This window comes from Clostridium vitabionis, from assembly GCF_015351765.1.
Taxonomy (GTDB): Bacteria; Bacillota; Clostridia; order Lachnospirales; family Lachnospiraceae; genus Clostridium_R; species Clostridium_R vitabionis.
This window is the reverse complement of record NZ_JADKQA010000001.1, coordinates 1,009,585-1,033,789: the sequence shown is the minus strand read 5'-3', so window position 1 is coordinate 1,033,789 and position 24,205 is coordinate 1,009,585. Positions and strand designations below refer to the sequence as shown.

The 24,205-nt window shown below is 57.9% G+C and carries 22 protein-coding genes; 20 read left to right on the top strand and 2 right to left on the bottom strand.

Going from position 1 to position 24,205, the window contains the following annotated elements; genetic code table 11:
- The first annotated feature begins 150 nt into the window (after positions 1-150).
- From ISF27_RS04520 to ISF27_RS04510, 3 genes are all read left to right on the top strand, one after another.
- Entirely contained in the window at positions 151-579 is a 429-nt protein-coding gene (locus tag ISF27_RS04520) for a DUF3783 domain-containing protein (RefSeq protein ID WP_194609476.1), read from the top strand.
- On the top strand, positions 576-1,250 hold the full coding sequence (locus ISF27_RS04515) for a hypothetical protein (protein ID WP_194609474.1): 675 nt from the start codon (positions 576-578) through the stop codon (positions 1,248-1,250). The genes ISF27_RS04520 and ISF27_RS04515 overlap by 4 nt, the downstream gene beginning before the upstream one ends.
- Before the next feature lie 172 nt (positions 1,251-1,422).
- Positions 1,423-2,286: an aldo/keto reductase gene (locus ISF27_RS04510; RefSeq protein ID WP_194609472.1), complete on the top strand. Its 864-nt coding sequence runs from the start codon at positions 1,423-1,425 to the stop codon at positions 2,284-2,286.
- Positions 2,287-2,586: 300 nt separating this feature from the next.
- Here the strand turns inward: ISF27_RS04510 and ISF27_RS04505 are convergent, their stop codons facing one another.
- Complete coding sequence (locus ISF27_RS04505) at positions 2,587-3,315, bottom strand: PrsW family intramembrane metalloprotease (RefSeq protein WP_194609470.1); 729 nt, start codon at positions 3,313-3,315, stop codon at positions 2,587-2,589.
- 324 nt (positions 3,316-3,639) lie between these two features.
- Between ISF27_RS04505 and ISF27_RS04500 the strand changes: the two genes are divergently transcribed.
- The 16 genes from ISF27_RS04500 (at position 3,640) to ISF27_RS04425 (ending at position 21,792) form a co-directional block, all read left to right on the top strand.
- Positions 3,640-4,017: a hypothetical protein gene (locus ISF27_RS04500; protein WP_194609468.1), complete on the top strand. Its 378-nt coding sequence runs from the start codon at positions 3,640-3,642 to the stop codon at positions 4,015-4,017.
- Positions 4,018-4,026: 9 nt separating this feature from the next.
- Positions 4,027-6,594, top strand: coding sequence for a transglycosylase domain-containing protein (locus ISF27_RS04495; RefSeq protein WP_194609466.1), 2,568 nt, complete (start codon positions 4,027-4,029; stop codon positions 6,592-6,594).
- A 310-nt stretch (positions 6,595-6,904) separates the two neighbouring features.
- Positions 6,905-7,345 carry a DUF6465 family protein gene (locus ISF27_RS04490; protein WP_194609464.1) on the top strand — a complete coding sequence of 147 codons (441 nt, stop codon included), beginning with the start codon at positions 6,905-6,907 and terminating at the stop codon, positions 7,343-7,345.
- A gap of 166 nt (positions 7,346-7,511) precedes the next feature.
- Positions 7,512-9,161, top strand: coding sequence for an RsmB/NOP family class I SAM-dependent RNA methyltransferase (locus ISF27_RS04485; protein WP_194609463.1), 1,650 nt, complete (start codon positions 7,512-7,514; stop codon positions 9,159-9,161).
- Between the two features lie 105 nt (positions 9,162-9,266).
- Complete coding sequence (purE, locus tag ISF27_RS04480; protein ID WP_194609461.1) at positions 9,267-9,773, top strand: 5-(carboxyamino)imidazole ribonucleotide mutase; 507 nt, start codon at positions 9,267-9,269, stop codon at positions 9,771-9,773.
- 65 nt (positions 9,774-9,838) lie between these two features.
- A complete protein-coding gene (gene purM, locus ISF27_RS04475) occupies positions 9,839-10,870 on the top strand; it encodes a phosphoribosylformylglycinamidine cyclo-ligase (RefSeq protein ID WP_194609457.1) in 1,032 nt (343 codons plus the stop codon).
- Positions 10,864-11,484 carry a phosphoribosylglycinamide formyltransferase gene (purN, locus tag ISF27_RS04470; RefSeq protein WP_194609455.1) on the top strand — a complete coding sequence of 207 codons (621 nt, stop codon included), beginning with the start codon at positions 10,864-10,866 and terminating at the stop codon, positions 11,482-11,484. The genes purM and purN overlap by 7 nt, the downstream gene beginning before the upstream one ends.
- Positions 11,481-12,755 (top strand): phosphoribosylamine--glycine ligase, encoded by a 1,275-nt coding sequence (gene purD / locus ISF27_RS04465; protein WP_194609454.1) that lies wholly within the window; start codon positions 11,481-11,483, stop codon positions 12,753-12,755. The genes purN and purD overlap by 4 nt, the downstream gene beginning before the upstream one ends.
- Positions 12,756-12,854: 99 nt before the next feature.
- The gene (locus ISF27_RS04460) at positions 12,855-13,658 is read left to right on the top strand and encodes a prolipoprotein diacylglyceryl transferase (protein WP_194609452.1); all 804 of its coding nucleotides are present in this window, start codon (positions 12,855-12,857) and stop codon (positions 13,656-13,658) included.
- A gap of 23 nt (positions 13,659-13,681) precedes the next feature.
- Entirely contained in the window at positions 13,682-14,599 is a 918-nt protein-coding gene (gene nudC / locus ISF27_RS04455) for an NAD(+) diphosphatase (RefSeq protein ID WP_194609450.1), read from the top strand.
- Positions 14,600-14,853: 254 nt separating this feature from the next.
- Positions 14,854-15,906: an IS30 family transposase gene (locus ISF27_RS04450; RefSeq protein ID WP_194609583.1), complete on the top strand. Its 1,053-nt coding sequence runs from the start codon at positions 14,854-14,856 to the stop codon at positions 15,904-15,906.
- A gap of 84 nt (positions 15,907-15,990) precedes the next feature.
- Positions 15,991-17,226 (top strand): BTAD domain-containing putative transcriptional regulator, encoded by a 1,236-nt coding sequence (locus ISF27_RS04445; protein ID WP_194609448.1) that lies wholly within the window; start codon positions 15,991-15,993, stop codon positions 17,224-17,226.
- A gap of 131 nt (positions 17,227-17,357) precedes the next feature.
- The gene (locus tag ISF27_RS04440; protein ID WP_235986010.1) at positions 17,358-18,224 is read left to right on the top strand and encodes a putative manganese transporter; all 867 of its coding nucleotides are present in this window, start codon (positions 17,358-17,360) and stop codon (positions 18,222-18,224) included.
- Between the two features lie 292 nt (positions 18,225-18,516).
- Positions 18,517-19,287: a polyphosphate polymerase domain-containing protein gene (locus tag ISF27_RS04435; RefSeq protein WP_194609444.1), complete on the top strand. Its 771-nt coding sequence runs from the start codon at positions 18,517-18,519 to the stop codon at positions 19,285-19,287.
- Positions 19,288-19,390: 103 nt separating this feature from the next.
- Positions 19,391-21,088, top strand: coding sequence for a carbohydrate-binding domain-containing protein (locus ISF27_RS04430; RefSeq protein ID WP_194609441.1), 1,698 nt, complete (start codon positions 19,391-19,393; stop codon positions 21,086-21,088).
- Positions 21,089-21,309: 221 nt separating this feature from the next.
- The gene (locus ISF27_RS04425) at positions 21,310-21,792 is read left to right on the top strand and encodes an NUDIX hydrolase (protein ID WP_194609439.1); all 483 of its coding nucleotides are present in this window, start codon (positions 21,310-21,312) and stop codon (positions 21,790-21,792) included.
- Here ISF27_RS04425 and ISF27_RS04420 read toward each other — a convergent pair.
- The gene (locus ISF27_RS04420) at positions 21,752-22,684 is read right to left on the bottom strand and encodes a LysR family transcriptional regulator (protein ID WP_194609437.1); all 933 of its coding nucleotides are present in this window, start codon (positions 22,682-22,684) and stop codon (positions 21,752-21,754) included. The two genes, ISF27_RS04425 and ISF27_RS04420, sit on opposite strands and share 41 nt — an antisense overlap.
- A gap of 244 nt (positions 22,685-22,928) precedes the next feature.
- Here ISF27_RS04420 and leuC point away from each other — a divergent pair, with 244 nt between their 5' ends.
- Positions 22,929-24,194: a 3-isopropylmalate dehydratase large subunit gene (leuC, locus tag ISF27_RS04415; RefSeq protein WP_194609435.1), complete on the top strand. Its 1,266-nt coding sequence runs from the start codon at positions 22,929-22,931 to the stop codon at positions 24,192-24,194.
- Positions 24,195-24,205: the final 11 nt, after the last annotated feature.

The window sequence follows — 24,205 nt, the reverse complement described above, 5'->3', positions numbered from 1 at the left end:
GGAACAGTATTAAGTGAGCACAGGACACTCTCACGGCGGTGCCGCGGGCGGTGTGCGGGGAAACCGCGCTGCCCGCGGCACCGCTATTGTTTTCCCCTGCCCGGGCGTGCTATGATGGTGCAAGAGATGATGTGATTGGGAGGAATGCGTATGGCAGTGAAGTCAGTGCTTCTTTTTGAACTCCCCTTTGCGGAGGAGATGAGGCTCTCCGCGTTCTGCCGCGAGCATGGCGCCGAGGTTCGCGCCGTCCCGCGCGAGGAGTATGGGAGAACTTTGGGACAGATCGCGGGAATCGGGAATTTTCCGGGATTTCCCGGGATAAAGGGTGAAGATGGCCGGGCGCCGGCGGAGATCCCCGGCGCGCCGATGATGGTGCTGGCGGGATTTGCCCGGGATGAGCTGGAGGCGTTCCTCGCGGCGATGGGCGGGGAAAAGGTCCCCCCAGTGGAGCTTAAGGCTATGCTGACGCCGGTGAACGCGATGTGGACGCCGGGTATGCTCTATGAGAACCTCGCCGAGGAGCATGAAGCGATGACAGGCCGCCGACCTGGCAGGGACAGGAAGGACACGGAAGGATGACCGGCTACCAGCTGAAGGAGGGGACCTTCGACCGGCGTCCGCTCACCGAGGATGAGCTCTGGAACGGCATCTGGAATTATCTCGGCAGCGGGACCATGAAGCAGGCCAGCTATATTTTCGCGTTCTTTAACGCGATCCTGGAATCTCTGGATGAGATGGACGGGAAGGGGAGGATTTCCTACGATCGCCTGTTCGACAGTTTCGCGGAGAGCTATTGGATCCTGGTGTTTCGTTACGGCATCGAGCAGCGGCCGGTGCAGGGCAGTGCCGAGAGCTCTGTCCGCCTGGGGATTCTTTCCGCGGCAGAGCGCTGCGGGATCCATGCGTATGTCCCGTACCGCCTGCTGTCCCCGGAGGTTCGGAAGGCGCTTGCGGATGAGATGAAAGCCCGTACCCGCCTCTACGCGGCAGGCACACTGTTCGAGGCAACCGGGCAGATTCTCTATTCCTTCAATTCCCAGGAGGAGTGGGTCGAGATGAATCCGGCGGCGGTACCCTTTCTGCGGGAAAACCTGAGAAAGCTCAAATCCCTCAACTTCGACGCCTGGGCTGCTTATCTTGCCCGGATTGACGGGAAGAAGGCTCGGGAGGAGACCGCGGGGAAGCTGTGCCGGGAGCTTCAGCACGAAGGGGAAAATCTGTATAAAACGGTGTTCTACCTGAATTTTTAACGGTTCAGCGCATGGCGGGGATGTCTGCAGGGAGGCTGCCTGCCATCCGGCGGATATTTCCTGCTTGACAACTGGGTACATGGTGCGATAAATGTTAGACAGGGTTCCCAGCGGGAAGATTTTCCGCAGCGAGGGGATCCGCAAGGGCTAAGACAAGATGAGGAGGCACCAGATGGAGAATACTTTCAAGGGAATTACGGATCCGTTCGTCCTGAAAAATGGCGTCAGGATTCCCTGCGTCGGGCTGGGAACCTTTAAACTAACGAATGATGCGGAAGGTGTGCAGGTGATTGAGAGCGCGATCGTTGATTGCGGATACCGGCATATCGATACCGCTGCCGCTTACAAGAATGAGGCTTCTGTCGGGAAGGCAGTCAAGGCGAGCGGTGTTCCGCGCGAGAAGCTTTTTGTCACCACGAAGGTATGGAACGTGGACCGCGGCTACAGCCAGGCGCGCCAGGCGTTTGACCTGTCCCTGGAGCGGCTCGGCCTGGATTATGTGGATCTTCTGCTGATCCACTGGCCGGCGACGCAGAAGCACTACATGCGCTGGGAGCAGGTGAATATCGATACCTGGCGGGCGCTCTCCGAGATTTATGCCGCGGGGAAGGCGAAGGCCATCGGTGTGGCGAACTTTAAGCCCTCGCACCTGGAGGCGCTTATGGACGAGGAGATCCAGCCGATGGTAGACCAGATTGAATTCCATCCGGGCTATTATCCGAAGGAGACCGCGGAGTTCTGCCGGGAGAATGGCATCCTGGTGGAGGCATGGAGCCCTCTCGGCCGGGGCAAGGTTCTCGAGAGCCCGGTTCTGGAGAAGATTGCCGCCGCGCATAAGAAGAGCACGGCGCAGGTCGCGCTCCGCTGGATTCTCCAGCATGACGCCCTCCCGCTGCCGAAGACCACGCATCTTGAGCGGATGGAGGAAAATGCGGATATCTTTGGGTTTACGCTGACGCCCGCGGAGATGAAGGCGATTGACGAGATGCCGGAGACCGGCTATACCGGGCAGGATCCGGATACGGTCGATTTCTGATCCCCGGCTGCCGGAGAAACACCGCAGGATCGAGGAGGGAACACTGCCGGATCGAGGAAGGCCTGCCGAGGAACCGCGGGAGGTTCTGAACAGATCCCTGATTTGCGTATAAAGGCGGAACTTTCACAAAAACGATAATAAAAGCAAGAATAAAAACTCCGCCCGGACATCTTTTCCTGAAGATGTCCGGGCGGAGTTCTCTTTATGCAGAGCACTTAACAAGCGTGAGCCTGGTGCGGGTTATGCGAATTTGCTTTGTGAGGACACGCATAAGCGCAGTTCGAACCTGGCAAATTTGCTTCACACCGGCTCGTCGTGCGCGCTCTGCCAGCGGATCAGGCGGAACACGAAGATATACATGAAGATGATGAACAGGACGAAGACAATGTTGGAGAGGCTTGTCCCGAGCATCGCGCAGGTGTCGTAGATGCCGTGCATTATGACCGCGAAGAACCAGCCGAGGAACAGGCAGAAACGGCTCGCGTGCTCATTATGGAGATCGGCGTAGAGCCTTGCCTGGCCGTAAAATGTCCCCATGACCACGGCGAAGCCCATGTGCCCGGGGATCGCGAGCAGCGCGCGGGGAAGCGCGACGCCGAGGCCGTACTGGAAGACGTAATTGATATTTTCCACCGCGGCAAAGCCCAGGGAGACAAATACCGCGTAGACAATCCCGTCGAAACGGTAGTTGAAGCACCGCTCATGGAAGCTCATCTTATAGAGAAAGAAAAATTTGCTTCCCTCCTCGACGACGCCGACGACGAGGAACGCCAGAATGATGGTGTAGAGGGCGTCGTCCCTGTCCGGATAGCTGAAGTTCAGCAGCGTCTCGCCGATGAGCTCCAGGACCATGGAGACGATGGTGGCGAGGAAGCCGCCGGCAAGCAGCCGCCGGAGGATCCACCAGGGTTCCTTGTCTGCCTTATCCTCGTTGTAGATATACCGGAGCAGAAAGACGGCCGGCAGGATCGCCGCGAGGACGTAGATCATGAGGTAGGTGTGAAAGGTGACGATAGGAAAGAGAAGCATGTGGGATACCTCCTTGCGGGAAATTCAGGGGTCCTGGTGCCAGGCCCGGGGAAAGCTTGCAGCGGCACACCCGCGCGGGACCCGCCGGTCTGCCGGCAGCTGCGTATAAAGGCATCGGCACGCGGTGGTGGAAGCACGCAGGCATTTTCCAGGATTATCATAGCGCAGCGGGGACTTGGACGTCAATCCTGGGGCAAAACCTTTAACCGGTGGCAAATTGGCGGGAAATGTGCTATTCTAAGACAAGATTTACAGCCTGATCAGCGCCCGTTTCCCGGAAAACGGGGCAATCGGAGATCTGCCTCAGGAAGAGAAGGAGAGCTTATGGAATACATGCTCTGTTATCCGTCTTCGGAGAACATGAACCGCGAACATTGTGAGAAGGTACACAATATTCTGGCCAGAATGTCGGAAAGGTATAAACTCAGGATCGAACCGGAACCGGTGAAGAGTATCTACTATAAATGCCCGGATTTTTACCACCGGTTCAAGATTTACAAGCCGCTTCAGGAATCCGCCGCCAGCGGCGGGGAGGCTTATCTGTCACGCGAGGAGGAGGAGATGATCCTCAGTGTGTGCCGGAGCCCGGAGGAGGAGCAGATCATGAAGGACTGCATCTACGCCTACCCCAATGAGAGCGGCATGGTGCTGAAAGCGTTCCGCGACCGGGGGGATAAACGGGCGAGAGCAGGGCGCGGCTGAGGGGACAGAATGAGCGGAAAATACTACCCAGAGAATAATCATCACAGAGAGAATCCGTTCCTGACGGTGCTGGCCATGATCCTGGAGATCTTCTATGCCACCTTCAAGACGCTGGCCGTGCTCGGCATCGTGACGGTGCTCGCCGGCGGCGGCTTTGCCTGGCATAAATTTATGCCTGTGGTGAAGGGCTACGAGAAGGAGGTTGCAGATGTCGTGGATCGAAGCGATCTCGACACCTTCCGCCTTCAGGAGACCAGTTATATCTACGACGCGAAGGGCGACGCCCTGGCGAAGCTGACCGGGGACGAGGATTCCAGCTATCTTTCCTATGAGGATATCCCGAAAAGCGCGGTGAATGCCTTTGTCGCCGTCGAGGACAGGACCTTCTGGGAAAATCCCGGGATCGATGTGAAGGGAATCGCCCGCGTGATCGTGCATTATCTGCGTTCGACCGGCGATGAGATGCACGGCGCTTCCACGATCACCCAGCAGCTCGCGAGAAACCGTTTCCTGACCAGGGAAGTTTCCCTCGAGAGAAAAATTAAGGAAATGATCATTGCCCGTGACCTGACGAAGAAATATTCCAAGGAACAGATCATGGAGTTTTACATCAATGATATCAACTACGGCAATTACTTTTACGGCCTGGAGGCAGCGGCTAAAGGGTATTTCGGAAAGAACGCGAAGGATCTCACCTTAAGCCAGATCTGCTATCTCTGCGCGATCCCCAATTCCCCGACCTACTATAATCCGTACAATCACCCGGAGCGCGCGCTCGAGCGCCGGGACAAGATTCTCGACGATATGAAGGACTGCGGGTTCATTTCGGAGGAGGAGTGCAAACAGGCGAAAAATGAGCAGATCACCGTCGCAAGGCAGAAGGTGCCGCTGCACAATTACGAGACGACCTATGCCATCGACTGTGCGGTCCGCTACCTCATGGAGAAGGATGGTTTTTCCTTCCAGTATGGCTTCCGGAATAAGCAGGATTATAAGGATTATGTGAGCCGCTACAACGAGGCCTACGAGCAGGAGAGAAATGCCCTGTACACCGGCGGGTACAGCATCTATACGTCGCTCGACCCGTCCATGCAGTTGAAGCTCCAGGACGCGGTGGACAGCACCCTGTCGTTCAGTGACAAGACCTCGGACAATGGCATCTATGCCTTCCAGGGAGCCGCGACCGCCGTGGACAATGCAACCGGGAAAGTGGTCGCCATTGTCGGCGGGAGGACGCAGGATACGACGACGTACACACTGAATCGGGCGTTTCAGAGCTACCGCCAGCCGGGCAGTACCATCAAGCCGGTGATCGTCTACACGCCGGCGCTGGAAAATGGCTGGACCTCGGGCAGCATGGTCACCGATATCGATGTCAGTGAGGCGAAGGTGCCGGGAACCAGTGTGCGCGAGCTCTCCGGGGATACGATGACGCTCCGCAGGGCGGTTGAGCGGAGCCGTAACGGCGTCGCCTGGTCGGTCTACGACAGCCTGACCCCGGATCTCGGGCTGGCTTATCTCACACAGATGCGGTTTGACAACATCGTCCCGGATGACTACAACGATGCCACGGCGCTTGGCGGTTTCACCTACGGTGTAACGACCGAGGAGATGGCCGGCGCGTACTCGGCGATCGCGAATCATGGCGAGTACCATAATCCCACCTGTATCGTGAAGCTGATCGATAATTCCGGTAATGACGTTTTCAAGGATCCGGAGGGAAGTCAGGTGTACCAGCGCGAGAGTGCCGATGTGATGGTCGACATCATGAAGGGCGTCATCACGGACGGTACCGCGTCGAGCATGGGCTGGGACAGCGATGTGGAGGCGGCAGGAAAAACCGGAACCACCAATGGCAGTAAGGACGGCTGGTTCTGCGGCGTGACGCCGTACTATACGATTGCCGTCTGGGTAGGCTATGACCAGCCGAAGGAGCTCTCGAACCTGTACGGCGCCACTTACCCGGCCGCCATCTGGAAGAAGGGCATGAGCGGCCTCGTCGAGGGCAAGGCCGCAGCAACCTTTGACAAGCCGAGCCTCGACAAGGGCTACGGCACCGGAACCTATCTCGCCTCTTTGGAGGATTCCGCCAAGATTTCCGACGGCTATACGGTCCGCCAGTTCCGTTCTGATCATGTCCTCGCCGATGAGGCGCTGCAGCTGCTGGATTCCTATTATAACGGGGACGGCGGCGACACGGAGACGGACCGCGCGGAGAACCTGATTGACAGCATCCGTAGCGATTCCATGAAGCTTCGGATGCAGGATATCCTGAAACGCGGAAATCCGGGAAAGTCCTCCCGGCGGAGTTCTTATACCGATAGCTGGGAAACGACGGAAGCCTACGAGACGGATGAGAATGGCAATGCGGTGACCAGGGATGCCGGTGAGGGCACACAGGGCGGAGCCGGTGAAGGGGCGTCCGCGACGAAAGCCGTAAAACCCGAAAAGCCCGAAAAGCCCGCGGAGCCGACAGCGGAACCCAGGGAGGAGAATCACCCCGTGGAGACGGCGAGCGGCCGCGTGACACCGGTTGAGGTGCCAACGGAAGCCGGCGGTGCGGACGCTCCGGGCTGATGGGCGGATAGACTGCATTCTTGTGGGAATTGCCGGAAGAACCGGATTTTTCCGCACAGATTCGGGCGGATTTGGGCAAGGGTTCGGAAGCCTTATGCTGCCCGCTTTGGTGAATATTGCGAATTTCCCCCCGGGGATATTCCCGCTCTCTGCCGATATTTTCTACAAAATTCGGAGATTTACCGGAGTTTTCGGACGATGAATTGACAAAGAAAAAACACCGTTTTATACTTCTAGTTAATCCAGACATCTTAGGAATTGCTCAAATTATAGATTTATTAAGTGGATGTGTTTCAGGGAGGAACGAACGATGGTTGTCAAGAAGGAGTTCAAGCGTGTAAGCGCGAAAGCAGCTACCCGTCCGGCAGAGAAGACCGTAGAGGTTAAGAAGGCAGAGCCGGTAAAGGCCGCTGAGGAGAAGAAGGCGGAGCCGGCAAAGGCTGTAGAGGCTAAGAAGGCAGAGCCGGCAAAGGCTGCCGAGGAGAAGAAGGCGGAGCCGGAGAAGGCTGCGAAGAAAGCTCCCGCTGCGAAGAAGGCTTCCGCGGTCAAGGAGAAGGTATTTGTCCAGTATGCCGGCAAGGAGCTGGATACCGAGAAGCTTGTTGCTGCCGCGAAGAAGGCCTATGAGAGAAAGACCGGGAGCAAGGCGGACGAGATTAAGTCGGTTGACCTCTATATTAAGCCGGAGGAGAATGCCGCTTACTATGTCATCAATGGCAGGGGCGAGGATGACTTCCGGATTGATCTCTGATCACTGGCCCTGCTTTGAAAAATTACCGGTTATCCGGTGGACGGAACACCCTGTGGATGATGAACATCTCCGGGGGTGTTCCGTTTTTTTTAGCAGAGCACTTAACTGCTTGTCCCTACAGGGATAATGAAAACCATCGATTTTTATAAGTTTCGGGAGGGTGAAGATGAGATTGCCGGAGGAATTTTGCGGGCGCATGCGGAAGCTTCTGGGTCCGGAGGCGGAGGAGTTTTTTCAGTCGTATGAACGCGGCCGAAATTACCGCGCGCTCAGGGTCAATCCGCTCAAGGGGAGCGCGGAGGAATTTGACCGGAAATGGCCGGAGACGCTGCGCCGCGTGCCCTGGACGCCGGAGGGAAGGTATTTTGGGGAAAATGCGGCTGCTTCCGCGCGCCCCGGAAGGCATCCGTATCACGCCGCCGGGGCATTCTATATCCAGGAGCCGTCCGCGATGGCGCCGGCGGAGCTCCTTGCCCGGGGAGAAAGCCTTGAAGGGCTTCGGGTGCTGGATCTCTGCGCCGCACCGGGGGGAAAGACCACGCAGCTGGCCGGGAAGATGGCGGGGCTCGGTGTCCTCGTCAGCAATGAGGTGATCCCGGAGAGGGCGAAGATTCTCTCCCAGAATGTTGAGCGGATGGGCATCCGGAATGCTTTTGTCATCAGCGAGGAGGTCGGCAGGATCGCTGCCGCATTTCCCGGCTGGTTCGACCGGGTGATGGTGGATGCGCCGTGCTCCGGGGAGGGCATGTTCCGGAAGGAGGAGGCGGCACTCACGGAGTGGAGCGTGGACAATATCCGGCGGTGCGCGGAACGGCAGCGGGAGATCCTGGACGCTGCCGCCGAATGCGTATGCCGCGGCGGGTATCTCCTGTATTCCACCTGCACCTTTGCGCCGGAGGAGGATGAGGGGAGCGCGGCGGAATTCCTCCGCGCACATCCGGATTTCCATGTGGTTCCCGTGAGGAGAACCGCCGGCATGAGCACCGGGCACCCGGAATGGGTTCCCGGCGCCCCGGAGGAAATCCGGGAGGCTGTGCGGTTCTGGCCCCATCTGGCGGACGGGGAAGGGCACTTTATGATTCTGCTGCGGAGAGACGGCGGCGGGTCCGCCGTGCCGGCGGAGGCCGGCACCGGCCGCGCGTCCGCGAAGCTGGGGGATTGTGGCCGTGTGCCTCAGGATCTGCGGGGCAGAGGGCGCCGCAGATCCGCTGTGCCGGCGGAGGCTGGAAAGGGGAATACCCGCCGCGGGAGAACCGCCTTTCGAAAGCCCGCTGCCGACCTCGCGGAGGCGGAGCGGCTTTTTGCCGGGTTTGCGGCGGAGGCACTGGCTCTCCCGGAGGAAAGCTGGGATCTGTCTCGGCTGTTTTACCGGAATGACCGGCTCTGGCTTCTTCCGGAGGAGGGAGATGAGGTTCAGCGGAGGTTTTCCGCCGGCGGCATTTCCCATGTGCTCCGGCGCGGCCTGGAGCTGGGAGAAATCCGGAACGGAAGGTTTACCCCGGCTCATGCGCTGGCCCTGGCCCTTCGCCCCGCGGAGGCAAGGAAGGTTCGGGATTATCCGGCGGATTCGGCGGAAATCCGGGCCTATCTTCACGGGGAGGCGATCCGGGAGGCTGCGGGCGGAAAGGCTGCGGCGGACGAAAAGGAATATGGCGGGGCAGCCGGGAGCGCAAGCGGCGGCAAAGCTGCGGCGCGGGATAAGGCGGAGAAGGGCTGGGTGCTCATTGCCGTTGACGGCTATTCCTGCGGGTTTGCCCGCCTCGCCGGCGGTGTCCTCAAAAACCATTACCCGCGCGGCCTCCGGACGAAATACTGAGAGTTGACTTGATATGGAAAAGCAAGTAGAATTTCGATGAAGACAAGCTCGAAAGGAACCGAATTTTCAGAGCAGACAGTCGTAAGCAGCAAAGGAGAGAAAGACATGGCGAAGGTCAGTATTGTTATGGGCAGCGACTCCGATATGCCGGTGATGGCACAGGCGGCGGAGATCCTGGAGAAATTCGGCATTGATTACGAGATGAGGATCATTTCGGCGCACCGCGAGCCGGACGTATTCTTCGAGTACGCGAAGGGCGCGGAGGAGAGAGGCGTGAAAGTCGTCATCGCCGGAGCCGGAAAAGCAGCGCACCTGCCTGGAATGTGCGCGGCGCTGTTCCCGATGCCCGTCATCGGCATCCCGATGAAGACCAGCGACCTCGGCGGTGTGGATTCTCTCTATTCTATTGTCCAGATGCCGTCCGGCATCCCGGTAGCGACGGTCGCGATCAACGGCGGTAAGAACGCCGGGATTCTCGCGGCGAAGATCCTGGCGGTGTCCGATCCGGAACTCCTCGCGAAGCTCAAGGCATATACCCGCGAGATGAAGGAAGGCGTTGAAGCCAAGGATCAGAAGCTTGCCGACGAGGGTTACCGCGCATTCCTGAAGTAAGATACCGCTCTCCCGATTGTGAACCCGTGGAAAACGGGGCAGAGACATTTTCCAGGAGGAAATCTATGGATTATAAGAATTCCGGAGTTGACATCGAGGCCGGCTACAGGTCGGTAGAACTGATGAAGCAGTTTGTCCGCGGGACGATGCGCCCCGAGGTGCTGGGCGGCATCGGGGGGTTCTCCGGCGCGTTCAGCGCGAAGGCCTTCAAGGACATGGAGGATCCGGTCCTGCTCTCGGGGACTGACGGCGTCGGCACGAAGTTAAAGCTGGCGTTTGTGATGAACCGGCACGACACCATCGGCATTGACGCGGTCGCCATGTGCGTGAATGACGTAGCCTGTGCCGGCGGCGAGCCGCTGTTTTTCCTCGATTACATCGCCTGCGGGAAGAATATTCCCGAGAAGATCGCAGATATCGTGAAGGGCGTTGCCGAGGGCTGCCGCCAGGCGGGATGTGCCCTGATCGGCGGCGAGACCGCGGAGCATCCGGGACTGATGCCCGAGGAGGAGTATGATATCGCCGGCTTCTCTGTCGGCGTCGTTGACCGGAAAAACATGATTACCGGGGACAGGCTTGCGGCAGGGGATGTGCTGATCGGTATGGCGTCCACCGGCGTCCACAGCAACGGATTTTCCCTGGTCCGCCAGGTATTCCGGGATGAGCTGACCCCGGAGGGGCTGAATACCGAGTATCCGGAGCTCGGCGGGAAGCTCGGCGATGTCTTGCTGACCCCGACCAGGATCTATGTGAAGGCACTGAAGGCTGTCCGCGATTCCGGTGCTGATCTCAAGGCCTGCAGCCATATCACCGGCGGCGGTTTCTATGAGAACGTGCCGAGAATGATGAAAGAGGGCACGAAGGCGGTCATCCGCAAGGACAGCTACCCGGTGCCGCCGATCTTCGGGCTGATGCAGAAGAAGGGAAATATCGACGAGAAGGTCATGTACAACACCTTCAATATGGGCATCGGCATGGTGCTCGCGGTCGCTGCTGCGGATAAGGATAAGGCCATGGAGGCGATCCGGTCCGCGGGAGATACGCCCTATGTGATCGGCGAGGTCGTTTCCGGGGAAAAGGGAGTCGAATTATGCTGAAGGTTCTGGTGATGGTGTCGGGAGGCGGCACCAACCTCCAGGCGATCCTCGATGCGGTGGACAGCGGGAAGATTGCCAATACGGAGATTATCGGCGTCCTCTCGAATAATCCGAACGCTTACGCCCTGGAGCGGGCGAAGAAGCATGGGATTCCCGCCCTGGTGCTGTCGCCGAAGTCTTTTGCCACGAGGGCGGAATTCAACGAGGCGCTGACGGAGAAGGTTTCCTCCATGCATCCGGATCTCGTGGTACTTGCCGGATGCCTCGTGAAGATTCCGGAGCAGATGGTACAGAAATTCCGCAACCGGATCATCAATATCCACCCGGCGCTCATCCCATCCTTCTGCGGCGTGGGCTATTACGGGCTGAAGGTGCATGAGGCGGCGCTCAAAAGAGGCGTCAAGGTCACCGGCGCGACGGTGCATTTTGTGGACGAGGGCACAGATTCCGGGCCGATTCTCATGCAGAAGGCGGTGGATGTGCTTCCGGGCGACACGCCGGAGATTCTCCAGCGCCGCGTTATGGAGCAGGCAGAGTGGGTGATTCTCCCGGAGACGATCAACAGGATCGCCCGCGGGGAGATCCGGCTTGGAGAAAGTGAGGACAGACGATGAAGGTATTGATTGTCGGAGGCGGCGGCAGGGAGCATGCCATCGTCTACAAGGTGGCCCAGAGCCCGAAGGTGGAGAAAATCTACTGCGCACCGGGTAATGCCGGGATTTCCGAGCTGGCAGAGTGCGTCCCGATCGGCGCCATGGAATTCGACCGCCTCGCGGATTTCGCCGAGGAAAAGAAGATCGACCTCACGGTGGTCGGCATGGACGACCCGCTGATCGGCGGGATCGTCGACGTCTTCGAGGCACGCGGCCTCCGCGTGTTCGGCCCGAGGAAAAACGCGGCGATCATCGAGGGATCGAAGGCATTTTCCAAGGAACTGATGAAGAAATACGGCATCCCGACGGCAGCCTATGAGACGTTCACCGACCCGGACAAGGCGCTGGCCTATCTGGAGACGGCGAAGATGCCCATCGTGCTCAAGGCTTCCGGCCCGGCGCTGGGCAAGGGCGTCCTGATCTGCCAGAACCTCGAGGAGGCGAAAGCCGGCGTGAGGGAGATCATGGTAGAACGCCATTTCGGCGATTCGGGAAATGAGATGGTCATCGAGGAGTTCCTGACCGGCCGGGAGGTTTCTGTCCTCTCCTTTGTGGACGGCAAGACCATCCGGATCATGAGCTCCGCGCAGGATCACAAGCGCGCGAAGGACGGCGACCAGGGCCTCAACACCGGCGGCATGGGGAATTTCTCCCCGAGCCCGTTCTACACGGATGAGGTGGACAAGTTCTGCCGCGAGCACGTCTACCAGAAGACGGTGGATGCCATGGCCGCGGAGGGGCGTCCGTTCAAGGGCGTGATTTTCTTCGGCCTGATCCTCACGCCGGACGGTCCGAAGGTTCTCGAATATAACTGCCGTTTCGGCGATCCGGAGGCGCAGGTCGTGCTCCCGCGCATGAAGAACGACATCATCGACGTCTTCAACGCCTGCATCGACGGCACACTGGACCAGGTGAAGCTGGAATTTATCGACGATGCCTGCGTGACGGTCATCCTCGCCTCGGACGGCTATCCGGTGAAATACGAGAAGGGATTCCCGATCCGTGGCCTGGAGAAGTTCAAGGGGAAAAAGGGCTATTATGTGTTCCACTCCGGGACAAAATTTGATGCCGACGGCAATGTGGTCACCAACGGGGGCCGTGTCCTCGGGGTGACAGCTCTCGGCAAGACCCTCCAGGAGGCGCGGGCAAATGCTTATGCCGCGACGGAGTGGATTGATTTTCAGAACAAATATATGCGGCATGATATCGGCAAGTCGATTGACGAAGCCTGACGGGATCATCGCTCCGATTTCTTCCGTACAAGCAGACCGGACGGCCTTCGCCGCCCGGTCTGTGAATTACGCAGAGCACTTTCAACAAGGAGACATTGCATGTACAATAACCTGCTGACCATCGGAAAGTTTACCATCCACGGCTACGGCCTCATGATCGGCATCGGCATCATCTGCGCCTACCTCCTCGGTGAGCGCAGGGCGGCGAAGGCAGGCCTTGACCCGGACCGGGTTTTTACGATCACGATCTGGGCGGCCATCGGCGGCATGCTGGGCGCGAAAATCCTCTACCTCCTGACCGATCTTTCTGGATTCCTCGCAGATCCCCGGGAGTACCTCATCGGAAGCTCCGCCGGGTTTGTCGTCTACGGCGGCATCATCGGCGGAATCTTCTCTGGATGGCTCTGCACCAGGGTCTATCACCTGCCTTTCTGGCGGTATTTTGATGTTGTGATGCCCTGTATAGCGCTTGCCCAGGGCTTCGGGCGGATCGGCTGCCTGCTTGCGGGGTGCTGCTTTGGGGAGGAATGGCACGGGCCGTTTGCAATCACCTTTTCTCATTCGGACTTTGCGCCGAACGGCGTGCCCCTCTTTCCGACGGAGCCGGTGTACAGCGCGCTGGATTTCCTGCACTGCTTTGTCCTGACCCAGGCATCCCGGTATCTCCGCGTGCCCGGCCAGACCGGCGCACTCTATCTGATCCTCTACGCGGCAGGGCGCTTTGTGATGGAGTTCTTTCGCGGGGACGCGATCCGCGGCTTCATCGGACCGCTGTCCACATCGCAGTTTATCTCGATCTTCATCTTTGCTGCCGGAATCCTGCTTTTTCTCTGGCTGCCGAGGCTGAACACCGGGGAGGCGGGACAAGCGGAGGAGAAGGCCGGGAAGGCAGGGAAAGCGTGAACGGAGGACGAAGGAGTTAGGATATGATTCAGGATATTGCACCCCATGTATTTGACAATACGTACCAGATTATCCCACCGAGAAATGATGATTATGCGCTCTGCATCCGCAAAAGCGAAGTGATCCTCATTGGCAGGGATCCTGCCGCAGCGCCCGAGCCGGTGCCGTCGGCAGATCCGGAGACCGGCGTCCTCGGCATCCCGATGTTTTCGGAGATCCGTACGGTATTCCCGCACGCCGGGGAGCGGGCGGTATACCTCTTTGCCATCGACGAGAAGCGCTATTTTCTCATCGATATCCGCGAGGAGGAGAATCCTGTCCTTCCGGAGGGCGGCCGTTTTCTCTGGAAGGGCAGCAAATTTCTCCGGGCGATGGATCCGCAGTATGAGGCGTTCGCGGCGATTACGGCGGTTCAGCTTGCCCGCTGGCGGGAGAGCCGGAGGTTCTGCGGGCACTGCGGGACGCCGCTCGAGGACAGCCTGAAGGAGCGCGCGCTGGTCTGCCCGAAATGCGGTCAGACGGAATATCCGAAGATCTCACCGGCGATCATCGTCGCGGTGACGGACGGTGACCGCCTGCTGATGACCCGCTACCGGGGGAGAAGCTACAAGAGCTACGCCCTGGTTGCCGGCTTTGTGGAGATCGGGGAAACCTTCGAGGACACCGTGCACCGCGAGGTGATGGAAGAGACCGGGCTTAAGGTGAAGAATATCCGTTACTACGAGAGCCAGCCCTGGGGATTCTCGGATACCGAGATGGTCGGCTTTTTTGCCGAGCTCGACGGCGATGACCGGATTACGCTGGAGGAAGATGAACTCTCTGAGGCAGGATGGTATACCCGGGACGAGATTCCGGATGACTGGCGGATGACCAGCATCTCCGCGAAGCTGCGCATGGCCTTCAAATATGGCGAGAAACGTGTTGCGAAGGAGAATGGGTAAACCGGGCTCCTTCCGCGTGCGCTGAACAGTACCATATCCCATGGCATATGTTAGAAATTTCCTGTTTACTTTCGACAAAAAAACAATTAAAATAGTTAACAAATCACTTTGTGAGACTTGAGGTATAATTGTGTCTGTTTTCTTACGCCGATTGTAAAATGAAGTTGGACATCTGAATAAAATAAAGATCCATGGCAGGATCTTTGGTAGAATGTAAGTCACCACAACAAACTTTCTACAGGAGAATCGCCACCATGGACTACTCTCATTCTACCATATCTTCCCATATAAAAGGCAAACATCTTTCGTATGAGGAACGGGTTCTTATTCAGATTCGTCTTAAAGACCACTACTCCATCCGGGCAATTGCCCGTGAGATCGGCTGCTCACCGAACACTGTCTCGAACGAAATAGCACGTGGCTCCGTTGCCTTGTATAACGGCCATGTGACCCGTTATAAGGCGTCTGCCGGTCAGAAAGCCTATGAGGACAACCGAAAGCACAGTTGCCGGCATTATGACTTCCTGAGCAGATCAGCGTTTCTGGAGTATGTGCTGAAACACTTTACAGAAGATGGCTGGTCATTGGACGCCTGCACTGGACGCGCTGTTCTCGATGGTGAATTTACCAGAGAGCAGATCGTCTGCACAAAAACGCTTTACCGCTATGTTGATCTTGGCCTCTTTGGCATCAGGAACCATAACCTTCCTGAAAAGCTGAAGCGTAAGTCCAAGAAACATAGAGTTCGGATCAACAAGAAAAAGCTGGGTCGCAGCATTGAGGAACGTCCCAGAGAGATCGAGTCCCGTGAGGAATTCGGGCACTGGGAATGTGACCTCGTATTGGGTGCCAAAACCCGGGATGATCAGGTCCTGCTCACTCTTGCTGAACGCAAAAGCCGTGAGTTCCTGATGCTTCCTATTGCAAACAAGACATCAGCGTGTGTCATGAAGGCAATTAAACAGCTTCAGGAGACTTACAGCGAACACTTCGGTGAAGTGTTCAAAACGATTACGACCGATAACGGTTCGGAATTCGCCGACCTTTCAGAACTTGAGAAGATGGCTGATACGCTTGTCTACTATGCCCATCCCTACACATCCTGCGATAAGGGAACCGTAGAGCGGCATAACGGCCTGATCAGAAGGTTCATACCAAAGGGTAAGCGGATTGATGACTTTACCGGTCAGCAGATCTCCGATGTGGAGACCTGGTGTAACTGCCTCCCACGGAAGATCCTGGGTTACAGAACCCCGGATGAAATCTTCGAGGAGGAAATCGACCGAATCTACCAGGCTACTGCCTAGCGGAGGGTGTCCAACTTGTTATTGCAATTTACCGTCTGTTTTCTTAGCAGACGAGCAGAAATGTAAGCAAAGGAAGACAATTCTATGAATGCTGGGCAGAGTGGAGAGACAACGTTGGAAGTATTCATGTTTGGCGGTTTTTCGGTAAAGCAGGACGGCAGGCCGATTTCCCTGGGGAATAACCCGACGGCCAACGCACTGAAGATGATTGAGATCATATTTCTGAATAATTCCCAGGGGATTTCGAAGGAAGAACTTCTGCGGGATGTTTTCAACGGCAAAAACCTGTCCGACAAGAATAACAGTTTCAATAACCTGCTGTACCAGGCCCGCCATCTTCTCCGCGATGCCGGGGTCGAGGGCACACATTATATTGAGAACCGGCGGGGAAAAATTTCTGTCGAGAGCGGGCTTTCGGTGTCCACGGATGTTGACCGCTTTAACCTGCTCTGCAGCAAGGCGGAGCTTGCCGGCGAGGAGGAGAAGTACCGTTTCTTCCGGGAGGCGTTCGACCTGTACCGGGGAGAACTGCTTCCTGACTTTATTACCGAGAACTGGGTTCTCCAGGAGCGGGAGCGCCTGACTGCGGAGCTTGCCCGCTGTGTCTGCTATCTCACGGAGGCGGAAAAGAAACGCGGGGATGATGATGAGGTCATCCGGCTCTATCACCGGGCAAATGAGGTGGATCCGGACAGCCGCTGGCAGGCCGGTGAGCTGGAAGCCTGGGGCAGGAAGGGCGATTATGCTGGGGCGTCAGCATTTTTCCAGGAGACTGCCCGGTATTATCTGAACGAAATGCAGATCCCGATCCCGAAGAACATCCGCCAGGTGGAGGAGAAGCTGATCGCGGGGGAACATCCCGGGATGTCGCCTCAGGATGAGATGCTGCTCCGCCGGAGCGCAAAGCTCGCGGGAAGCGGGCATAAGTCCATGATGGCGCCGTATGCCTGTCCGGAAGAGTGCCTCGGGCCTGTGTGGCAGGCGCTGGTCCGGAATATTGAACGCCGGGGTCATATCCTGTACATCCTGATTCTCCAGGCGCGCACAGAGACCCTTCACGGGGATGCACTCCCCGCGGAGATCGACGAGGCTATCCGAAAGACGCTGATCGATGTCCTGAACACGGAGGATATCTATACGAGGCTTGCGCAGGGAATATACGCGGTGATTCCGGTCAATGTCCGCCGTGAGGACAGCCTGAGGCTTCTTCGCCGGATGGACGAGCGGTTCCGCGACCTGGCCGGCGGGGAGAGCAGTTTCAGCGGAAGGATTGTCCGGTACGATGAACTTCCGGAGTTTCTGGAGACATACGCCATCTGAGAATACTTGACAGCTCCTTCATTTTCTGCTAGGGTCATAGCTTGCCGGGGTGTGCGTCCATGCGCCGGAGGTCACCGCCTTCCCTTCGGGGAAGCCAGGAAATGGAAAGCAGAAATGGAGGAACAAAGATTTTGATTGAACTTTTGAGGGATCCGCTGACTGATGCCGTTGTTGACACCGTCAAGTTGATTCCCTTTCTTTTTATCACTTATCTGATTATGGAGTATCTGGAGAGCAGGACATCGGACAAATCGGCGGCGCTCCTGGCGAAGACCGGACGTTTCGGCCCGCTGTTCGGCGCTTCGGTCGGCGTGGTTCCCCAGTGCGGGTTCTCCGCCGCGGCGGCCAGCCTCTATTCCGGCGGTGTGATCTCCCTGGGTACGCTGCTGGCGGTTTTTCTCTCCACCTCGGACGAAATGCTTCCGATCTTTATCTCCGAGAAGGTTGCGCCGGGCACCATCTTCGCCATCCTGTTCGGGAAGCTTCTGATCGGCGCGGCCAGCGGGGCTGCGGTGGACGCGGTGATGCGCGTATTTTTCAGCCGCCGGCGCACGGAGAAGCATATCCATGACCTCTGCGAGCAGGAGCACTGCGGCTGCGAGGAAGAGGAGGACGGGATTCTCCGTCCCGCCATCCGCCACACGCTGCATATCACGCTGTTCATTTTCCTCATCACGCTGGCGCTCTCGATCCTGTTCAGCCTGATTGGGGAGGACACGCTCGGGGCATTTCTCTCGAATAAGCCTTACCTCGGCGTCTTTCTCTCGGCGCTGGTCGGGCTCATCCCCAACTGCGCCGCTTCGGTTATGCTGACGGAACTCTATCTTCACGGTGTGCTGGCCGTCGGCCCGATGATGGCCGGGCTTCTCGTCAGCGCGGGGGTCGGCCTCCTGGTCCTCTTCCGGACCAACCGGCACACCGCCGACAATCTGCGGATTCTCGGCGTCCTGTACGCCCTGGGTGTCTTCTGGGGCCTTTTCATCAGCCTGTTTTTCTGAACTCGGAGGGCAGTGCTCTCCGTGAATTTTGATGAGCAGTCATTTCATGCAATGTTTTTAGCGCGTTCCCGCGCGGGGCAGTCCCTGTCCCCGGGAGCGCGCTTTTTGCTTCTGTTCAGCGCATACATGGGGGGATAGCCGCAAACCGGCCGCTCGCGGACGGCTTTGCGAGCTCTCCCCCCATGCCGCTGTTCACAAAGTTTACAAAGCTTCATCACAGATTGCCCATTTTCCTCCGGTATGCTTTTGGCTAAAGAACAGGACAAACCTTTCGATGCAGGAGGTGGTTTCTATGGCACAGACGATATTCAAGCGCTGCGAGAAGAAATTTCTGCTGACCGAGGGACAGTATCGGGCGGTCAAACCGCTGATAGAAAGGTATATGCTTCCGGACCGGTTTACCAACTATCCGATCTCCAATATCTATCTGGATACGCGGAATTTTGACCTGATCCGCTTATCGCTCGGGAAGCCGAAATATAAGGAAAAGCTCCGGGTACGCTTTTATGGGACGGCGGCCGGGGAGGATTCCCGGGTTTTTGTCGAGATTAAGAAAAAATTTGACGGCGTGGTGTACAAGCGCAGGGTGGAAATGTCCCTCAAGGAGGCGAGAGATTATCTTGAGGGGGATATTTACCCGGCGAAGGACAGCCAGATCCTCCGGGAGATCGATTACATGAAGAACCGGTATGGCCTCCGGGCAAAGGCATTCATCGCCTATGACCGGGAGGCGTATTCCGGAAGGAAGGATCCGGAGCTCCGGGTCACCTTCGACCGCAGGATCCGCTGCAGGGACAGCTGTCTCGATTTCACCGCGGGCGATGGCGGGGAAGAGCTTCTGGAGCCCGGCCTGGTCCTGATGGAAGTCAAGATTCCCGGGGCAATGCCGCTGTGGATGAGCCGGGAATTCTCCCGGCAGGACATCTTCATGACTACCTATTCCAAATACGGAACCTACTACACCCGCTGCCTCATGCCGCGCGGCTATGCGGTTTCCTGCCCGGCGGCAGCCGTGGCGGGAGCGGCAGTCACCGAGAGAAGAAAGGGGATGCAGTATGCTTGATGAAATCCGGACAAGAAACGGCAACCTGACGATCGTCTGCGGGCGGGTGCCGGATCGTACCGAGGAACTTTGATCGTAAGCCGATCAGGCAGGAGGAAGGCCAATGAGAAAAAGAAGATTTGCGGGAATGATGCTTCTCTTTGCCGGTGTGCTGGCTGCAGCCGGGTGCGCCGGGAACGGCGGCACGGGAACCTCGTCACAGGGTACGGTATCGTCAATTTCGGCATCCGGAACCCGGGATTCCCAGGAAAGCGTCCGGGCGGAGATTTCCGGCCAGGGATCGTCAGTGACGATTTCCGGGGACGGCGTAAGCGCGGAAGGCTCGGTGATCACCATCACGGAGGCAGGAACTTACCGGTTTACCGGCACGGTTGATGAGGAAAAAATCGTGGTCAGCGCGGATAAGGATGCGGAGGTCACCCTGATCTTCGACGGATTTTCCATCACCTGCTCCGACGATTCCCCGATCGCTGCGGACCAGTGCGGAACCTTGACGGTTGAGCTCGCCGACGGTTCCGAGAACAAAATTACAGACGCGAGAAGCGAGAAGACGGCGGAATCTGAGACCGCATCGGAATCCGGAACTGCATCGGCATCCGGCACCACGTCGGGTTCCGGGACCGCATCGGCATCCGGCACAACGGAAGATTCGGATGACGGGAGTTCGGAGGATCATGACGCGGCGGTTTACGCCAAGAATAACCTGATCCTCACCGGCGGCGGTTCCGCGGTGATCAGCGGCGGCTATAACGAGGGTGTCCACGCGAAGGATGACCTTACGGTTGAATCCGGCACATGGACGGTCACGGCTGCCAATGACGGCATCAAGGGAAAGGATTCGGTCACCGTGAACGGCGGAACGCTTTCCATCACCTCCGGCGACGATGGTATTGAGTCCAACAACAGCTCGGATAAGACGAAGGGTGCCGTCACCGTGAACGGAGGGACGATCTCGATTACCGCGGAAGGCAAAGGCCTGCAGGCCATGAGCAGGATCATCGTTAATGACGGCAGCATCGATATCCTGGAGAGCAAGGAGGGCATGGAAGCCTTAACGATCAATCTGAACGGCGGGATCATCAATGTGAAAGCGGACGATGACGGGCTGAATGCAGCTGATACATACGCAGATTCCACCTCGGAAACGTCCGGATTCGGCGGAAAGGGCAATATGGAGGCGGTCGATGGCTGTTCGATCACAGTGAGCGGCGGAACAATCACAATTGATGCCGCAGGGGACGGCGTGGACAGCAACGGGGATCTGACGGTGACCGGCGGCACTCTGTCTATCGCGGGTCCGACGAGCGGCGGCGATGGCATCCTGGATTATTCGGGAAATGCGGTCATTGAGGGCGGAACGGTGATCGGTACCGGATCCGCGGGCATGCTCCAGTCGTTCGGCGGGGATTCCGGCCAGTATCAGGTCGTGGAATATTATGACAGCACGCAGAGCGCCGGCACGGAGATCACGATCACTGACGCGGACGGGAATACCCTGGCTTCTGTTACCCCGGAGAAGGACTACGCGGCGCTGATTTTCAGTTCGTCTGAGCTTACAGAGGGGAAGACAGTTACGATCACGACAGGAGACAGCAGTGAACAGGTGACCATCAGCGGTTCGACGACGACCGTGGGCACTGCTCCCGCAGGCATGGGCGGCGGTTACGGCGGTATGGGCGGCCAGGCTCCTGACGGAAACCGGAACGGCATGAACGGCAGGCCCGTCGGAAAGACCCCGGACGGCGGAAAAGCCCCGGGAAGCACAGACAGCGGCAGCACACCACAGGCGGCGTCGAGCTGAAAACATCCTTCCAGACCACGGACTAGCTGAACAGCAAAAACCCGCGCACCGTGCACGGAGGGTACCGCCCAGCGGGATCGCGGAGTATAATAAGAAAAAGGTCGTCTGGCACATCCCGCAAAGGGAACTTTGCAGGATGTGCCGGACAGTTCTGTGCGGAAAAAGACAGTTCTGTGCGGAAAAAGACAGGGATGCGCTGGGAAAGAAGGGGAGGATCCGCAATGGCACTTTATCTGACGACACTCTGCTATATCGAGAAGGACGGGCAGTACCTGATGCTGCACCGGGTATCCAAGAAAAATGATATCAACAGGGATAAATGGATCGGTGTCGGGGGAAAGTTCGAAAAAGACGAGAGCCCGGAGGAGTGCCTCATCCGGGAAGTCCGGGAGGAAACCGGATACACGCTGACCAGCTGGAAATGCCGCGGCGTCGTGACGTTCATCTCCGGGAAGGGAACCAGCGAGTACATGTGGCTTTACACCGCGGACGGATTCACCGGAACTCCGATTCCGTGCGATGAGGGCGTCCTCGAGTGGGTGGACAAAGAAAAAGTCCCCGGGCTCAATCTCTGGGCCGGGGACCGGATTTTTCTCAAGCTGCTCGATACGAGAGAGGAATTTTTCTCCCTGAAACTCGTCTATGACGCGGATGACCGCCTGGTTACTGCTGTCCTTGACGGGAAAGAGATTCCCGCAGAATAGGGGTTCCCCGTTTTTGCAGATAGCTGATGAACTGGAGGATGCTCCGGGTTTCCCCGGCGGGATTGAGGGCAAATCCGATCGTCCGCGGCCGGATTTTCGGCTTCATCGGGATTTCGATCAGCGATCCGTCCTCCAGTTCCTTCCGGACAAATTCGCGGTCCACACAGCCGATGCCGAGCCCCGTCTTGGCAAATTCGATCAGGAGATCCATGTTGTCCGCCTCGAGAATGTTCTTGGGCTCAATGCCATTTTCCGCCAGGTAGCTGTCCACATAGATCCGCGTCATGTTCCGACGGTCGAGCATGAGGATCATGCCGGCCTCGAAAATATTCACTCTGGCACCCTCGCGGATGCGGAGATTGTCCAGGTAGCTCTGCGTGCAGACGAAGGTATCGCTGATCTGCATCACCGGGTAGAAGGAGATGGACTTCCGGTTTTTCGGTTCGGAGACCAGGCCGATATCGATCTGCTGCTGCTCCAGGAGGGAAATATTTTTCGCGGTGTCCTGGCTCTGGATCAGGATGCGGATGTGCGGGTTCTCCGCGATGAAGCCCTTGAGGTAGGGGAGGAGGACGTAGCGGCAGAGGGTGTCGCTGCAGCCGAAGCGGATCTGGCCGATGTTGAAGTTCTGGATGCGGCGCAGCTCGCTCTCCCCCTGCTCCAGCGCGCTGAAGGCAGTGCTCACGTGGTCGTAGAGCACCCGGCCTTCCGGGGTCAGGGTGACGCCGCGGGAGCTTCTCCGGAATAGCGTCACGCCGAGCGACTCCTCCAGCTTGCTGACCGCCTTGCTGATGGCCGGCTGGCTGATGAAAAGCTCCTTCGCGGCGTGGGAGATATTTCCTGTCTTTGCGACCGTGTAAAATACGCGGTACTGTGACAGATGCTGTTCCATGGCATCCCCTCCTTTGGTTATAATACAAATCACTAATATATATTTGCATTATACAAAGCCGGATGCTATAATGCAAGTACTTATTAGCAGAGCACTTAGCAATAGCCAGCCACTTAACGAGGACAAGCGGAAGCGAAGTCCGAGCTTAGCAAATTTGCTTTGCTTCAGAAGAAGGGGCCGGAACCGCGAGCTTCAGCGGTTTTGCGGAGAGAAGACCGGGATCCGGTCTATGGAGGATGAAAACATGGGAATGACAATGACGCAGAAAATTCTGGCAGCCCATGCCGGGGTCAGCCACGTGGAGGCAGGGCAGCTGATCGAGGCAAATCTTGACCTCGTGCTCGGCAACGATATCACCTCCCCGGTGGCAATCAACGTCATGAAAGGCATAGACCGCAAGACGGTATTTGACCGGGATAAGATCGCCCTCGTCATGGATCACTTTGTTCCGAACAAGGACATCAAGTCCGCCGAGAATACCAAGCAGTGTCGGGATTTCGCGAAGGAACACGGCATCACCCATTACTATGACGTCGGACAGATGGGCATCGAGCACGCCCTCCTGCCGGAGAAGGGGCTGGTTGTGGCCGGCGAGGCGGTGATCGGCGCGGATTCGCACACCTGCACCTACGGTGCCCTGGGCGCATTTTCTACCGGTGTCGGCAGCACGGACATGGCCGCGGCGATGGCAACCGGAAAGGCATGGTTCAAGGTACCGGCGGCGATCCGGATCCATGTGACCGGGAAACCGGGAAAATGGGTCAGCGGCAAGGATGTGATTCTCCACATCATTGGCGAGATCGGCGTGGACGGAGCCCTCTACCAGTCGATGGAATTTGTCGGCGACGGGATCCGGTACCTCTCCATGGACGACCGCTTCACGATCTGCAACATGGCGATCGAGGCCGGCGGAAAGAACGGGATTTTCCCGGTGGATGATGAGACGCGGGCATACATGAAGGAGCATTCGTCGAAGCCATTTACCGAGTACACGGCAGATCCCGACGCGGAGTATGTGAAGGAGATTACCGTTGATCTCTCCGCGCTCAAGCCGACCGTGGCCTTCCCCCATCTTCCGGAGAATACGAAGACCATTGACGAGGTCGGGACGGTCGCGATCGACCAGGCGGTCATCGGCTCCTGCACGAACGGGCGGATCTCCGACCTTCGGGCCGCCGCGGAGATCCTGAAGGGGCACAAGGTTGCGGAAAATGTTCGCTGTATTGTCATTCCGGCGACACAGGCGATTTACCTGGAGGCGCTCAAGGAAGGGCTGATCGAGACCTTTATCCAGGCGGGCGCCATCGTCAGCACGCCGACCTGCGGGCCGTGCCTCGGCGGATATATGGGGATCCTCGCGCACGGGGAGAAGTGCATCTCCACCACAAACCGCAACTTCGTAGGGCGCATGGGCGCGGTGGATTCCGAGATTTATCTGGCGAGCCCGGCAGTCGCCGCGGCGAGCGCCATTCTGGGACGCATCGCCGGACCGGATGAAGTTTTGGACTGACGAATCAGGAG

Bases quoted from the DNA above. Each gene is read 5' to 3' on its own strand.
- ISF27_RS04515 (WP_194609474.1), top strand. From the start codon at position 576: ATGACCGGCTACCAGCTGAAGGAGGGGACCTTCGACCGGCGTCCGCTC.
- ISF27_RS04500 (WP_194609468.1), top strand. From the start codon at position 3,640: ATGGAATACATGCTCTGTTATCCGTCTTCGGAGAACATGAACCGCGAA.
- ISF27_RS04445 (WP_194609448.1), top strand. From the start codon at position 15,991: ATGAATGCTGGGCAGAGTGGAGAGACAACGTTGGAAGTATTCATGTTT.
- purN (WP_194609455.1), top strand. From the start codon at position 10,864: ATGCTGAAGGTTCTGGTGATGGTGTCGGGAGGCGGCACCAACCTCCAG.
- ISF27_RS04505 (WP_194609470.1), bottom strand. From the start codon at position 3,315: ATGCTTCTCTTTCCTATCGTCACCTTTCACACCTACCTCATGATCTAC.
- ISF27_RS04435 (WP_194609444.1), top strand. From the start codon at position 18,517: ATGGCACAGACGATATTCAAGCGCTGCGAGAAGAAATTTCTGCTGACC.
- ISF27_RS04520 (WP_194609476.1), top strand. From the start codon at position 151: ATGGCAGTGAAGTCAGTGCTTCTTTTTGAACTCCCCTTTGCGGAGGAG.
- ISF27_RS04425 (WP_194609439.1), top strand. From the start codon at position 21,310: ATGGCACTTTATCTGACGACACTCTGCTATATCGAGAAGGACGGGCAG.
- purD (WP_194609454.1), top strand. From the start codon at position 11,481: ATGAAGGTATTGATTGTCGGAGGCGGCGGCAGGGAGCATGCCATCGTC.
- ISF27_RS04510 (WP_194609472.1), top strand. From the start codon at position 1,423: ATGGAGAATACTTTCAAGGGAATTACGGATCCGTTCGTCCTGAAAAAT.
- leuC (WP_194609435.1), top strand. From the start codon at position 22,929: ATGGGAATGACAATGACGCAGAAAATTCTGGCAGCCCATGCCGGGGTC.
- ISF27_RS04420 (WP_194609437.1), bottom strand. From the start codon at position 22,684: ATGGAACAGCATCTGTCACAGTACCGCGTATTTTACACGGTCGCAAAG.
- purE (WP_194609461.1), top strand. From the start codon at position 9,267: ATGGCGAAGGTCAGTATTGTTATGGGCAGCGACTCCGATATGCCGGTG.
- ISF27_RS04460 (WP_194609452.1), top strand. From the start codon at position 12,855: ATGTACAATAACCTGCTGACCATCGGAAAGTTTACCATCCACGGCTAC.
- ISF27_RS04495 (WP_194609466.1), top strand. From the start codon at position 4,027: ATGAGCGGAAAATACTACCCAGAGAATAATCATCACAGAGAGAATCCG.
- nudC (WP_194609450.1), top strand. From the start codon at position 13,682: ATGATTCAGGATATTGCACCCCATGTATTTGACAATACGTACCAGATT.
- purM (WP_194609457.1), top strand. From the start codon at position 9,839: ATGGATTATAAGAATTCCGGAGTTGACATCGAGGCCGGCTACAGGTCG.
- ISF27_RS04490 (WP_194609464.1), top strand. From the start codon at position 6,905: ATGGTTGTCAAGAAGGAGTTCAAGCGTGTAAGCGCGAAAGCAGCTACC.
- ISF27_RS04430 (WP_194609441.1), top strand. From the start codon at position 19,391: ATGAGAAAAAGAAGATTTGCGGGAATGATGCTTCTCTTTGCCGGTGTG.
- ISF27_RS04450 (WP_194609583.1), top strand. From the start codon at position 14,854: ATGGACTACTCTCATTCTACCATATCTTCCCATATAAAAGGCAAACAT.
- ISF27_RS04485 (WP_194609463.1), top strand. From the start codon at position 7,512: ATGAGATTGCCGGAGGAATTTTGCGGGCGCATGCGGAAGCTTCTGGGT.